This is a genomic window from Streptomyces venezuelae (assembly GCF_008642275.1).
Taxonomy (GTDB): domain Bacteria; phylum Actinomycetota; class Actinomycetes; order Streptomycetales; family Streptomycetaceae; genus Streptomyces; species Streptomyces venezuelae_E.
On the sequence record NZ_CP029189.1, the window covers coordinates 1,182,304 to 1,196,000 of the forward strand.

Below are 13,697 nucleotides of genomic sequence, written 5' to 3' on the forward strand. Positions count from 1 at the left end.
ACCCCAGACGACCTCACCGCCACCTGGTCCTCGACACCACCCAGAACGGCAACCAGCCGGCCCATGGCCCGCTCGTCCCACACCCCAGGCAGGTCAACGAGACCGCCCCAGCGCTCGGGAACCTCCAGCGCCGCGACCCGACCCAGACCCCACACCTGCGCCTGAACAGGCGACACGAGCTTGTCCGAACGACCCACACTCACCGCGCCACGCGTCAGGCACCACAACGGCGCCCGAACCCCGGCATCACCCAACGCCTGCACCAGACCAGCCGTCGGCACAACACCCGCAGCCTCATCCAGCGCCAGCAACGACACCACACCAGCCACCGAACCAGCACCAGCCAGCAGACCGGCAAGACCAGCACGGTCCATGCCCGGCTCCACCACAACCCGGCGCACCCCAGAGCCCAACGCCCCGACGACAGCCGCGTCATCCACACCCACACCCGCAGCCGGCACCACGACCAGCCACTCACCGTCCAGCACACCCGCGGACGCCGCCGTCAGCGGCTTCCACGACACCCGGTACCGCCAGCCGTCGACCTGTTCCTGCTCCTGCGCCTGGCGGCGCCATGCCGACAGTGCGGGGACGAGCTCACTGAAGCGCGCGTCGTCGTCGACCTCCAGCTCCGCGACCAGCGAGGCGAGATCGCCGCGCTCGACCGCGTCCCAGAACCGGGCGTCCACCGCGCCGACCGCCTGAACGGGGGCCGAACCGCTGCTCGACAGGGTGGCCTCGGGCCAGTAGCGGCGGCGCTGGAAGGCGTACGTCGGCAGCTCCACCCGAGCGGCACCCGCGCCGGCCAGGAAGGCGGACCAGTCCACGGCCACACCGCGCACGTACGCTTGAGCCAGAGCCGCCACCGCGGTCTCCGCCTCCGCACGACCGGCACGCAGCACCGGCATGAACCCGGCAGTCGCTTCGCCCGTCACGCACTCCTGAGCCAGCGCCGACAGCACGCCGTCCGGCCCGAGTTCGACGTACGTCGTCACCCCCGCGGCCTCAAGCGCCCGCACACCATCGAGGAAGCGAACCGCCTCCCGGACGTGCCGCACCCAGAACTCGACCGAACCCATCTCATCCGAGACCAGCGCACCGGTCAGGTTGGAGACGACCGGGATCCGCGGAGCCGCGAACGACAGCCCCGCCACGACCTCACGGAAGTCGTCCAGCATCCCGTCCATGCGCGGCGAGTGGAACGCATGGCTGACGACGAGCCGCTTGCTCTTCCGCCCCGCGAAAGCGTCCACGATCGCCGTCGCCACATCCTCGTCACCGGCGATGACCACCGACTGAGGCCCGTTGACGGCAGCGATGCTCACGCGATCGGTCAGCAGCGGCAGGACCTCGTCCTCCGAAGCCTGGAGGGCGATCATCACGCCACCACCCGGCAGCGCCTGCATCAGCCGGCCACGAGCCGCCACCAGCACACACGCGTCATCCAGCGAGAAGACGCCCGCGACGTGCGCGGCAGCGATCTCGCCCACGGAGTGCCCCGACAGGAAGTCCGGGACCACGCCCCAGCTCTCCACGAGCCGGAACAGCGCCACCTCGACCGCGAACAGCGCGGGCTGCGCGTACTCCGTACGGTCCAGCAGCTCCGCATCGCCGCCGAACAGCACGTCCTTCAGCGGCACCTCCAGGTCGAAGCGGGCACACACCGCGTCCAGCGCGTCCGCGAAGGCGGGAAAGGCGTCGTACAGCTCACGGCCCATGCCCGGCCGCTGGCTGCCCTGCCCCGTGAACAGGAAGGCCAGTCCGCCCCCGGACACCGTGCCCCGGGTCAGACCCGGCACCTGCTCGCCTGCCGCGAGGGCGCGCAGTCCGGTGAGCAGCTCCTCGCGGTCGGTGTTCTGCGCGACCAGCACGGCCCGGGTGTCGAGTGCGGACCGTCCGGCCGCGAGGGAGTGCGCGACGTCGGCGGCAGTGGCCCGCGGGTTCTCGGCGAGCCAGGACACGAGCTGTTCGGCCTGGGCGCGCAGCGCGTCCGTTCCCTTGCCGCTGACGACGAACGGCAGGACGGAGGTTGCGATCCCCGTCCCGGTCCGGTGACCGGCTCCCGTTGTCTCGCCGTCGAGCTGCGGGGCCTCCTCGATGATCGTGTGGGCGTTCGTACCGCTCAGGCCGAAGGAGGACACACCAGCCCGGCGCGGGCGGACCGTCCCGGGCCACGCGCGCGGCTCGGTCAGCAGCTCGACGTCACCGGCCGACCAGTCCACGAACGGCGTGGGCTCGTCGACGTGCAGGGTCTGCGGGAGCAGCCCGTGCTGCATCGCCAAAACCATCTTCATCACACCGGCGACACCGGCCGCGGCCTGCGTGTGACCGATGTTCGACTTGATGGATCCCAGCAACAGCGGTCGGCCGTCGGGGCGCTCCTGCCCGTAGGTGGCCAGCAGCGCCTGCGCCTCGATGGGGTCGCCGAGCCGCGTGCCCGTGCCGTGGGCCTCGACGGCGTCGACGTCGGCGGCCGACAGCCCGGCACTCGCCAGGGCCGCCCGGATCACCCGCTGCTGGGACGGACCGTTCGGGGCGGTGAGCCCGTTGCTCGCACCGTCCTGGTTGATCGCCGAGCCCCGGACCACCGCGAGCACCGGGTGCCCGTTGCGACGGGCGTCCGACAGCCGCTCGACGAGCAGCATGCCGACACCCTCACCCCAGCCGGTGCCATCGGCCGAAGCCGCGAACGCCTTGATCCGGCCGTTCTCCGCCAGACCACGCTGACGGCTGAAGTCGACGAACGCGTCCGGGGTGGACATGACGGTGACACCACCGGCGAGCGCCAGGGTGCACTCGCCCTGCCGCAGGGCCTGAACGGCCAGGTGCAGGGCGACCAACGAGGACGAGCAGGCCGTGTCGACCGTGATCGCCGGGCCTTCGAGGCCGAAGACGTACGAGATGCGGCCGGAGACGACGCTCGCCGCGTTGCCCGTACCGACGTGCCCTTCCAGGCCCTCGGCGGCGCCCGCGACCAGGGAGAGGTAGTCCTGTCCGTTGGTGCCGACGAAGACACCGGCGCGGCTGCCCTTGAGCGCGGCAGGGTCGATGCCGGCGCGCTCGAAGGTCTCCCAGGAGGTCTCCAGCAGCAGCCTCTGCTGCGGGTCCATCGCGAGCGCTTCGCGGGGCGAGATGCCGAAGAAGTCGGCGTCGAAGTCCGCCACGTCGTAGAGGAATCCGCCCTCGCTGGTGTACGAGGTCCCGGGCTGCTCCGGGTCGGCCGCGTGGAGCCGGTCCAGGTCCCAGCCGCGGTCGGCGGGGAACTCGGCGACGGCGTCCGCGCCCTCCGAGAGGAGGCGCCAGAGCTGCTCCGGCGTCCGCACGCCGCCGGGGAAGCGGCAGCTCATGGCCACGATGGCGATCGGGTCCTCGTCGGCCGCGACGGCACGGTCCGAGGAGGCGTCGGCCTCGGGAGCGGCGCCCATCAGCTCCCCGCGCAGGTACTCCGCGAGGGCCGAGGCCGTGGGGTGGTCGTAGACGAGGGTGGTGGGGAGCTGGAGCGCGGTGGCCGCGCCGAGTCGGTTGCGGAGGTCGACGGCGGCCAGGGAGTCGAAGCCGAGGTCCTTGAAGGCGCGCTCCGCACCCACCGCCTGCGCGTCGTCGTGGCCGAGGACCGCGGCGACGTGGGTACGGACCATGCCGAGCAGCTCGCGTTCCTGTTCGGCCCGGGGCAGCCCGGCCAGCTTCGCGAACACCCCTCCGACGACGTCGGCGCCGGTGACCACGATCCCGTGACCGGTGACGGCGGCAGCGGGTCGGTGCGTGAAGTCGGCGACCGAGGGGTTGGGGCGGACCGCCGCCACGACGGCGGAGAAGCGCTCCCAGTCGATGTCCGCGACGGTCAGGGCGGCTTCGGTGGTACCAACGGCCTGCACCAGAGCGGTGATTGCCGAGTCGGGCGCCATCGGCGGCACGCCCTCGCGCCGCATCCGCGCATCCATCGCCTCGTCGGCGGCCATGCCGCCCTCGGCCCACGGACCCCAAGCGAGCGAGGTCGCGACCAGCCCGGCCGCCCGCCGCTGCTCAGCCAGAGCATCCAAGGAGGCATTCGCAGCTGCATAGTTGGCCTGACCGGCCGCACCGATCGACCCACTCATCGAGGAGAAGAGAACGAAAGCGTCGAGCTCGACACCCAGCTCAACCGTCAGCTCGTGCAGGTTCAGCGCCGAGACGGCCTTCGCCCGCAGCACGCTCTCGAACCGCTCCGGCGTCAGCGCGTCCAGCACCCCGTCATCCAGCACACCAGCCGTGTGCACGACCGCGGTCAGCGTTTCCGCTTCGGCGGCCAGCAGCTCCCGCAGAGCCTCCCGGTCCGAAGCATCACAAGCAACGACGGACACATCGACACCCAGCTCGGCGACCAGCTCAGCCACACCAGGAGCATCCGGCCCACGGCGGCTGGTCAGCACCAGACGCTCAACCCCGGCACCGGCGAGCCAACGAGCCACCCGGCCACCCAGCGCACCGGTCCCACCGGTCACCAGAACCGTCCCGGACGGTGACCAGGAACCCTCGGCCCGAGGCGCACGCACCAGACGACGACCGAACACACCGGACGACCGGACCGCAACCTGATCCTCGACACCACCCAGGACCGCAACCAGCCGGCCCATGGCCCGCTCGTCGCACACCTCGGGCAGATCGACCAGACCGCCCCAGCGCTCGGGAACCTCAAGCGCAGCCACCCGACCCAGACCCCACACCTGCGCCTGAACCGCAGACACCAGACGGTCCGAACGACCCACACTCACAGCACCACGCGTCAGGCACCACAACGGCGCCCGAACCCCGGCATCACCCAACGCCTGCACCAGAACAGCCGTCGGCACAACACCCGCAGCCTCATCCAGCGCCAGCAACGACACCACACCAGCCACCGAACCAGCACCGGCACCGGCACCGGCACCGGCACCAGCCAGCAACTCGGCCAACCCAGCACGGTCCGTACCCGGCTCCACCACAACCCGGCGCACCCCAGAGCCCAACGCCCCGACGACAGCCGCGTCATCCACACCCACACCCGCAGCCGGCACCACGACCAGCCACTCACCGTCCAGCACACCCGCGGACGCCACCGTCAGCGGCTTCCACGACACCCGGTACCGCCAGCCGTCGACCTCGGACTGGGTGCGTGCCCTGCGGCGCCACGCCGACAGGGCCGGGACCACCTCGCTCAGGGGCTGGTCTCCGTCCGCGTCCAGTTCGAGGGTGGCGGCCAGCGCGGCCACGTCCTCGTGTTCGACGGCGTCCCAGAACTCGCTGTCGGCGGGGTCGGTCCCGCGCGGCCCGGCGGCGTTCTGCCCGGCGGCCTCGGGGCGGGCGTTCATCCAGTACCGCCGGCGCTGGAAGGGGTACGTCGGCAGCTCCACCCGCTGCGCGCCCGTACCGGCGTAGAAGGCGGCCCAGTCCACGTCCGAGCCCTGGACGAACATCCGGGCGACGGCGTCGAGCAGGGTGGCTGCCTCAGGGCGGCCCGCGCGCAGTCCGGCGGCGAAGACGGGTGCCGCTGTCGTGGCGTCCTGCGTGTCGGTGGCGACGGGGAGGCAGTCCTGGGCCAGGGCCGTGAGGACGGGGTCGGGGCCGAGTTCGAGGAAGGAGTCGGCGCCGCGGGCCCGCAGGGTGCGTACGCCGTCGAGGAAGCGGACGGCGTCGCGGACGTGCCGGACCCAGTGCTCGGGATCGGCCAGTTCGGCGGCGGTGGCCGTGGTGCCGGTGAGGAGGGAGACGACGGGCAGGGTGGGGGTGCCGTACTCCAGGACCTGCGCGACGCGGCGGAACTCGTCGAGCATGCCGTCCATGTGCGGGGAGTGGAAGGCGTGGCTGACGGTGAGGCGCTTGGTCTTGCGGCCCTGGGCCTCGAAGGCCTCGGCGACGGCGACAGCCGCGTCCTCGTCGCCGGCGATCACGACGGCCTGCGGTCCGTTGACGGCGGCGATGCTGACCCGGTCCGCCGTCAGGAGCGGCAGGACCTCGCCCTCCGCGGCCTGGACGGCGATCATGGCGCCACCGCCCGGCAGCGCCTGCATCAGCCGACCGCGCGCGGCGACCAGCGCACACGCGTCCTCCAGCGAGAAGACGCCCGCGACGTGCGCGGCGGCGATCTCACCGACGGAGTGGCCGGCCACGAACGACGGCCGCATTCCCCAGGACTCGACGAGGCGGAACAGCGCCACCTCGATCGCGAAGAGGGCCGGCTGGGTGTATGCGGTCTGGTGCAGGAGGGCTGCGGCGGGGGTGCCTTCGGTGGCGAACAGGACGTCGAGCAGCGGGAGTTCGAGCTGTTCGTTCAGGTACCAGGCGGCGTTGTCGAGGGCGTCCGCGAACACCGGGTGGGACTGGTACAGCTCGCGGCCCATGCCGAGGCGCTGGCTGCCCTGGCCGGTGAAGAGGACTGCGGAGCGGCCGGTGGCCGGGGTGCCGTGGACGACGGCGGGTGCGTCGGTCCCGTCGGCGAGGGAGCGCAGGGCGTGCTGGAGGGCGGTGCGGTCGTCGCCGAGGAGCACGGCGCGGTGGCCGAAGCGGCCTCGGGTGGCCGCCAGGGAGTGACCGAGGTCGAGGGGGGTGGCGTCCGGGTGGGTGTCGATCCAGTCTCCGAGGCGTCGGGCTGCGGCGCGCAGGGCCTCGGGGGTCTTGGCGGACAGGGCCCAGGGCAGGAGGCCGGGCAGGGGGCCGGGCAGTTGCGCCGTCCCGTGCGCGGGCTTGGCGGTGGAGTCGTCTTCCGGCGCACCTGTGTGCGCCGGCTCCGGCTCTTCGATGATGGCGTGGGCGTTGGTGCCGCTCATGCCGAACGACGAGATGCCGGCCCGGCGCGGGGCGTCCGGCGAGGCCGGCCAGTCGACGGCCTCGGTCAGCAGGGAGACGGCTCCGGCCTCCCAGTCGACGTGCGGGGTCGGCGCGTCGACGTGGAGGGTCTTGGGCAGCACCCCGTGGTGCATGGCCATGACCATCTTGATGACGCCGGCGACACCGGCGGCGGCCTGGGTGTGGCCGATGTTGGACTTCAGGGAGCCGAGTCGCAGCGGTCGGTCCTCCGGGCGGTCCTGGCCGTACGTGGCCAGTAGCGCCTGGGCTTCGATCGGGTCGCCGAGCTTCGTGCCCGTGCCGTGGGCTTCGACGGCGTCCACGTCGGCGGGGGTCAGGCCGGCGTTGGCGAGGGCCTGGCGGATGACGCGCTGCTGGGCGGGGCCGCTGGGGGCGGTGAGGCCGTTGCTGGCGCCGTCCTGGTTGATCGCGGTGCCGCGGACGACGGCGAGGACCTGGTGGCCGTTGCGGCGGGCGTCGGAGAGGCGCTCGACGACGAGCATGCCGACGCCCTCGCCCCAGGCGGTGCCGTCGGCGGCGGCCGCGAAGGGCTTGCAGCGGCCGTCGGCGGCGAGGCCGCGCTGGCGGCTGAAGGAGACGAAGGAGCCGGGGCTCGCCATGATCGCGACACCGCCGGCGAGGGCCAGGGAGCATTCGCCGGTGCGCAGGGCCTGGACGGCGAGGTGCAGGGCGGCGAGGGAGGAGGAGCAGGCGGTGTCGACGGTGACCGTGGGGCCTTCGAAGCCGAAGGTGTAGGCGATGCGGCCGGAGGCGACGCTCGCGGCGTTGCCGGTGACGAGGTAGCCCTCGAAGCCGTCCGCGGCGTCTTCGAGGCGGGGGCCGTATTCCTGGGTCTCGGCGCCGACGAACACGCCGACCTGGCCGCCGCGGAGTCCGGCGGGGTCGAGGCCGGCTCGGTCGAACGCCTCCCAGGAGGTCTCCAGCAGCAGGCGCTGCTGGGGGTCCATGGCGAGGGCCTCGCGCGGGGATATTCCGAAGAAGTCGGCGTCGAATTCGTCGGCGTCGTGGAGGAATCCGCCTTCGCGCGTGTACGTGGTGCCGGACCTGTCGGGGTCGGCGTCGTACAGGGAGTCGAGGTTCCAGCCGCGTCCGGTGGGGAATTCCGAAATGGCGTCGGTGCCGTCGGCGACGAGTTCCCAGAGTGCTTCCGGGGAATGCACGCCGCCGGGGAAGCGGCAGCCGATGCCGACGATGGCGATCGGTTCGTCGCTGCTGGTCGCGGCGGTGACGGGGGCTTCGGCGGGGGCGGTCAGTCCCAGCAGCTGCGTGTGGATACGGCGGGCGAGGTGGTTCGGGGTGGGGTGGTCGAAGGCCAGGGTGACGGGCAGGAGCAGGCCCGTTCCGGCCACGAGCCGGGCGTGCAGGTCGACGGCGGCGAGGGAGTCGAAGCCGAGGTCGAGGAAGGAGCGGTGCGGGTCGAGGGTGGCCGGCGCGGAGTCGCGCATGGCGGCGGTGACCAGCGCGGAGACCCAGTCGAGGAGCTCGGTGTGCTGTTCGTCCGGGGTCAGCCCGGCGAGGCGCTCGCGCCAGCCTTCCCGGAGGTCGGCGGCGGTGACGCTGTCGGTTCCACCCTGGGTTCCGCCCGCCTCGGAGGCGCCGTCGATTTCGGCTGCGAAATCCTGGGAATCGTTCAACATCGTGCGCTCCATCACTCCGTGCACAGAAACCTGAGACCAGTGACGACCCTGGCACGGAGGAGTTGGCGCAGAAACCCCTATCGCTCCCCTAGGGGCCCCTATTCGGGTTCCTTTGTCGGGGTGTTGGGCGACTCTGCGGGCGCAACCGAATCATGATGCCCTCGGTACGCGGAGAATTGCAAGAATTCCGAAGCATAAATCATGGGCGGGGAAAGGGAGAAACGGAGGAGGAGGGGCGGTCGCGGGGACCGCCCCTCCTCCTCCCGGGGGTTCGCCAGTTGGTCTAGGAGCGGCGTTCGATGAACGGCGCCAGCAGGCCGGGTACGGCCTCCTCGGCGAAGGTGAGGCCGTCGGATACCCGTATGTCGCGGACCTTGTAGACACCGTTGCCCGCGGCGGTGGCGGCGCCCAGGGTGAGCAGTCCGGCCCGGCGCTGGAAGGCGGACCGGGTGATCGACCAGCCGATGATGCCGTCCCGCTGGAAGGCGACGGTGCGGCGGGTGAAGGTGCCGGCGCGGGTGACGAGGTAGGGGCCGTGCAGGGCGTGGCCGAGGCTGCGGTAGGCGTCGTAGGCGAAGGCGGTGCCGATGAGGAAGAGCACGACGGCCGTGATCCAGCCGGTGTGGACGAGGACCGGGGTGAGCCACAGCCCGAGGCCCACGAACGGAGCGGCGAGCAGGGCGGCCCAGATCAGGGCGCGGTTGATCCTGCGGCGCAGGGCGGCCCGGGGGTGGGCGGTGAGGTCGGCGGCGGTCGTCGGGGAGACGGTCTCGCGCAGGACGTCGGCGGCGATCTGGCGGGCCAGGGCGACGGGGACGGGCGGGGTGAGGCGGCTGCGGCTGCTGTTCTCGTCCTCGTCGCCGAGGCCGCTGGCGACGGCCTTGACCCGGGCGCCCCTGGCCCAGCGCAGCAGGAGGGGTTCTGCGACTTCGGCGCCGCGCAGACGCTGTTCCTCGATGCTGACGGAGCGGGTGATGAGCAGGCCGCGGCGGACGCGGATCATGCCCGGTTCGTCGCGGTCGAGGCGGTAGCCGCCCCAGCCCTCGATGAAGGTGGCGGTGGAGCCGAGGACGCCGATGACGGCGATGACGAGGAGGGTGACGAGGATGCCGTACCACAGGGGTACGGAGCCGAAGCGGGCCTCGATGTCCTTGACGATGCCCAGTTCCAGCGGGTCGATCTTCATCTCGTGCAGGGTGCGGTAGACGCTTCCGACGGCGATGAAGACGCCGCCGACGCCCCAGAGGGTCAGGGGGGCGTAGCGCAGCCAGGCCCAGTCGAGTGCGGCGACGGTGGTGTCGGCGGTGGTGTCGGCGGGGGCGAGCCCGTGGCGGGCCTGGCGGAGTTCGCCGAGCTGCTGGTGGAGGGCTACGGCGTCGCGGACGGCGAGGCCGTCCAGGGAGAGGCCGCCGGAGGCGGAGCCCTGGTCGCCGGTGGCGACCTTCAGGGAGGTGAGGCCGAAGATCCGGTGGAGGGGTTTGCCGGTCAGGTCGACGCTGCGGATGCGGTCGACGGGGACGGAGCGCTCGCTGCGGAAGAAGTACCCCTTGTGGAGTTCCACGCGGTCGCCGGTGATCCGGTAGCGCGTGGTGAAGTACCGCATCAGGCTGATGCCGGAGATGACGAGGCAGGTGATGAGGAACGAGGCGCAGGTGATGAGGACCTGGAGGGTGACCTTGCCGCCGGCGAGGGCGGTGGTGGCGCCGAAGGTGGCCAGGGGCGCGGCGACCACGCTCAGGTTGACGAGGATCAGGCGGGGGTTGAGGCGCCCCCAGGTGTCTTCGGGGGCCCGGTCCGTGGTGTGCCGGACCGCGGTGTCGGGGCTCATGTGGCGTCTCCGGGCACGGCCTGGGTGGACCGGGTGAGGTGTTGCACGAGTTCGGTGGCGGTGCCGTGGTCGAGCCCCTTGATCTTCACGGCGCCGGCGGAGGAAGCGCTGGTGACGGTGATCCCGGAGAGCTTGAACAGCTGCTGGAGCGGGCCCCGGAGCATGTCGACGGTCTGGACGCGGGAGAGGGGGACGACCCGCCAGCGCTGCCAGAGCCAGCCGGAGGCGGCGTAGACGGCCTCGTCGGTCACCTCCCAGCGGTGGACCCGGTAGCGCCATATCGGCATGACGCCCATGTAGAGGAGTCCGGGGACGACGGCGACGAGGAAGAGCGGGCCGAAGACGAACCGGGCCGGTGCGATGGTGAGCCAGAGCACGCCGAAGACGAGCGGGAGCGGCAGGGCGAAGAGGGACGCCTGGAGGGTCCACCAGCCGACGGCGCGGCTCTCGAGGCGGTTGTGAGGCGGACGGAGCCTCAGTTCTTGGTTGTCTACCACTGCTTCACCCTTGTTCCTGAAACGGTTGGTGGATCTCGCCGGTCAACTCGTGCCGCGCTGTCGTCGGTGAGCGTGGTCGGTCTCGGCATCGGTGTCGTCGTCGGGCGCGGCATCGGCGACGGGGACGGGCACGGGGACGGTGGCGGCCCGGACGGCCCGCAACCGGGACTGCAGCACCGCGGTGCGGGCCGTCACCATCGACAGCGACATCAGGGCGAGCGAGCTGATGAGGACGTCGCTGCCGCTGAGCTGGTAGTCGGTGGTGAACCGGGTCATGCGTGCGCCGAACCAGTGTTCGCACCCGTAGGCGAAGAGGATCTGGCCGGCGCACAGCAGGGTCCAGACCGCCGCGTGCCCGGGTCCGCCGGTGCTGCGGATGTCCCCGGCCCGGTCGCTGTGGGCGCCGAGCAGGGAGCTCGCGACGAGGCCGCATATGGCCCCGACCCCGATCCCGGCGAGGTGCAGCGACATGTCGTTGCCCGCAGTCGGGAAGGAGTCCACGCAGGCGGCGACGGCGAGGACGGCCACCAGTGTGGGGGCCGCGGTCCTCACGGCGGTGATGCGCCGGTTGCCGGAATCCGTCGTGAGGATGACGGCCAGGATCGACCCGCAGGTGATGAGTGCCGTCGTGAACTGGCCCACGTGCCCGAACCCGCCCTTCCCGCATTCCTCGAAGTCCCGCGCTTCTTCCTGGATTCCACGGTAGGCGGGGTGCTGCGGGTGGCGGGACGACCGATCGGTGGGACCGGCTGTCAACCGATCGACGGACACGTGCGGGGGGCGTGGTAGGACTGGTGCCGTGCACATACACCCCGAGGAGACGCAGGCAGGGACGAAGGGTGAGGGGCCGGCCCCGCGGGCGGCCGTGAGCTACGGCCCCGATTCCGGGAGCCGTTGGTTCGGCCTGTGGGACGGCTACTTCGCGATCTCCTACCTCGTCACCGTCATTCTGCTCTTCACGTCCGCCGAGAGCCAGACCCACCGGGCGCTGTCCATCGGCGCGCTGACCCTGATCGTGCCCTGGTACGCGGGGCTGGGGCGACGGCTGATGATGAACCGGTCGAAGGGCCGGCGGAGCGTGGTGTTCTCCGTCGGGCTGTACGTGCTGTTCGCCGCGGCCGGTCTGCTCGATCTGGCGGCTTCCTTCGCGCTGTTCGCGGTGGTGCCGATGCTGATGATGAGCCTGTCGACGCCGCCCGCGATCGTGCTGGTGGTGCTGGCGAACCTGTGGCCGGTGACGGTGGTGTGGCTGCGGGGCGGGGAGTTCGACCCGCACATCCTGTCGGTGCTGCCGATCTCGCTGCTCGGGATCGCGCTGTCGGTGCTGCTCGGCCTGTGGATCACGCGGGTGGTGCGGCAGAGTGCCGACCGGGCGGAGCTGATCGCCGAGTTGCGGCAGAGCCGCGAGCGGGAGGCCCGGCTGTCGCGCCAGGCGGGGATCTCCGCGGAGCGGGAGCGGCTCGCGCGGGAGATCCACGACACGCTGGCGCAGAGCCTGACCAGTATCATCGGCCTGGTGCAGGCCGCGGAGTCGGACCTGGTGGCCCGCCCGGAGCGGGCCCGCAGCCGGCTCGGGCTGGCCGGGCGGGTCGCCCAGGACAGCTTGGCGGAGGCCCGCGGTTTCGTCTCGGCGCTGACTCCGCCGCCCTTGCGGGAGAGTTCGCTGGTGCAGGCCGTGCGCCGGCAGGCGGACTTGCTCCGGGAGGAGACGAGTCTGGTCGTGCGGTGCACGGCGCGGGGCGAGGAACAGCCGCTGCCGATGGCGGTGAACGTGGTGCTGCTGCGTTCCGCGCAGGAGGCGTTCGCCAACGTGCGCAAGCACGCGCGGGGCGCCCGTAGGGTGGACGTGCTGGTGGCGTACGCGCCGGACGCGGTACGGCTCGTGGTCCGCGACGACGGCGCCGGTTTCGCGTTGGACACTTCGCCGGACGCCCCGCGGGAAGCGGAGGGCGGCGGGCAGAGCGGCTTCGGGCTGCGCGGGATGCGTGCCCGGGTGGAGGAGATCGGCGGAATGGCAGAGTTCAGCAGCGGCCCGGGGACGGGCACGGCCATCGAGGTGCTGGTGCCGCTGGGCCCGGTGGAGCAGGAGCCGGCCGGTGAGTGAGCGCGGCCCGATCGGGGTGATGCTGGTCGACGACCATCCGGTGGTCCGGGAGGGCCTGTCCGCGATGCTTGAGCTGGACGAGGCCATCCGTGTCGTGGGGCAGGCGGGTTCGGGTGAGGAGGCGGTGCTCCTGGCGGCGCGGCTGCGTCCGGACATCGTCCTGCTGGACCTGCGGATGGGCGCGATGGACGGGGTGACGGCGACGGGCCACATCCTGCGGGAGTCGCCGGCGACCAAGGTGGTCATCGTCACGACGTACGAGGACGACGTGGACATCCTGCGGGCGGTGGAGGCCGGTGCGGCCGGGTACCTGCTCAAGGGCAGTTCCCGCGAGGAGCTGGTGCACGCGGTGAAGGCGGCGGCACGGGGCGAGACGGTGCTGACGCCGTCGCTGGCGCCGAAGCTGTTCCGGGCGCGGGTGGTGGAGGCACCGGTGCTGTCGGAGCGCGAGCGGGAGGTGCTGCAGCTGGTCCGGAAGGGCCTGACCAACGCGCACATCGGGCGCAGGCTGTTCATCAGCGAGGCGACGGTGAAGACGCACCTGCTGCGGGCGTTCAAGAAGCTGTCGGTGTCGGACCGCACGGCCGCGGTGATCACGGCCCTGGAGCGGGGCCTGCTGTCCTGACCGCACCCGGCCGGTACCGCACCGGCCGGGGCCTTCCCGACCGGCGCCGTTCCCGCAGGTGCCTTATCGGCCGGTTGCCTTGCCGCCGGTGCCCTACCGGCTGGCGCCCTGCCGGCCGGCGCCCTGCCGGCCGGCGCCCTGCCGGCCGGCGCCCTGCCGGCCGGCGCCCTGTCGGCCGGCGCCC

At 72.2% G+C, this 13,697-nt stretch carries 6 protein-coding genes (1 of these 6 running past the window's edge); 2 read left to right on the forward strand and 4 right to left on the reverse strand.

The window, feature by feature from the left end:
- From DEJ51_RS04650 to DEJ51_RS04665, 4 genes are all read right to left on the reverse strand, one after another.
- Nucleotides 1-8,459 carry the start of a type I polyketide synthase gene (locus DEJ51_RS04650; protein WP_223835666.1) on the reverse strand. Its footprint begins 25,969 nt before the window's first position, so only the first 8,459 of its 34,428 coding nucleotides appear in the window; the start codon lies at nucleotides 8,457-8,459; its stop codon lies off the left edge, out of view.
- Between the two features lie 283 nt (nucleotides 8,460-8,742).
- The gene (locus DEJ51_RS04655) at nucleotides 8,743-10,287 is read right to left on the reverse strand and encodes a PH domain-containing protein (RefSeq protein ID WP_150256425.1); all 1,545 of its coding nucleotides are present in this window, start codon (nucleotides 10,285-10,287) and stop codon (nucleotides 8,743-8,745) included.
- Nucleotides 10,284-10,784, reverse strand: coding sequence for a PH domain-containing protein (locus DEJ51_RS04660; RefSeq protein ID WP_150256426.1), 501 nt, complete (start codon nucleotides 10,782-10,784; stop codon nucleotides 10,284-10,286). The genes DEJ51_RS04655 and DEJ51_RS04660 overlap by 4 nt, the downstream gene beginning before the upstream one ends.
- A 42-nt stretch (nucleotides 10,785-10,826) precedes the next feature.
- Nucleotides 10,827-11,426, reverse strand: coding sequence for a hypothetical protein (locus tag DEJ51_RS04665; protein ID WP_190620209.1), 600 nt, complete (start codon nucleotides 11,424-11,426; stop codon nucleotides 10,827-10,829).
- A 157-nt stretch (nucleotides 11,427-11,583) separates the two neighbouring features.
- On the opposite strand from DEJ51_RS04665, the gene DEJ51_RS04670 reads away from it, so the two are divergent.
- Together DEJ51_RS04670 and DEJ51_RS04675 are read left to right on the forward strand one after the other, a co-directional pair.
- Nucleotides 11,584-12,888: a sensor histidine kinase gene (locus tag DEJ51_RS04670; RefSeq protein WP_223835667.1), complete on the forward strand. Its 1,305-nt coding sequence runs from the start codon at nucleotides 11,584-11,586 to the stop codon at nucleotides 12,886-12,888.
- Nucleotides 12,889-12,907: 19 nt separating this feature from the next.
- The gene (locus tag DEJ51_RS04675; RefSeq protein ID WP_150261698.1) at nucleotides 12,908-13,513 is read left to right on the forward strand and encodes a response regulator; all 606 of its coding nucleotides are present in this window, start codon (nucleotides 12,908-12,910) and stop codon (nucleotides 13,511-13,513) included.
- Nucleotides 13,514-13,697: the final 184 nt, after the last annotated feature.

Bases quoted from the DNA above. Each gene is read 5' to 3' on its own strand.
- DEJ51_RS04655 (WP_150256425.1), bottom strand. From the start codon at position 10,287: ATGAGCCCCGACACCGCGGTCCGGCACACCACGGACCGGGCCCCCGAA.
- DEJ51_RS04675 (WP_150261698.1), top strand. From the start codon at position 12,908: ATGCTGGTCGACGACCATCCGGTGGTCCGGGAGGGCCTGTCCGCGATG.